Source organism: Streptomyces sp. SID3343 (assembly GCF_009865215.1).
GTDB lineage: Bacteria > Actinomycetota > Actinomycetes > Streptomycetales > Streptomycetaceae > Embleya.
On sequence record NZ_WWJX01001111.1, the window covers coordinates 1 to 393 of the forward strand.

1 pseudogene is annotated in these 393 nt (G+C 75.8%); it reads left to right on the forward strand.

The features are described from left to right. Nucleotides 1-393: pseudogene (locus GT354_RS34580) on the forward strand (hypothetical protein); the annotation flags it as partial.

Sequence of the window (393 nt, forward strand, 5' to 3'; positions counted from 1 at the left end):
CCCCGCCGCGGCCCGCCCCGACGGCGAGCGGACCTACGTCGTGCAGCGCGACGGCGAAGGCAACCTCTGGTACATCACCGGGGACGGCACCCGCTACGGGGAATGGCGCAGGCTCCCGGCGTTCCGGACCACCGACGACCCCGCCGCGGTCAGCGGCGGACCCGGCCGGCTCGACGTCTTCGCGGTCGGCGCGAGCGACCGCCTGCTCTACCGCGCGAGCTTCGCCGACGGGCGGTTCGGCGAATGGACCCGGGTGGACGCGAAGACCAGGATCGGCGGGGCGCCGGCGGCGGTCGCGACGGGGGACCGGATCGACGTCGTCGTACGCACGAGCAACGACGCGCTCGCGGCCGGCTCCTTCACCGGGACGGCGGCGTGGAGCGGCTTCACCAC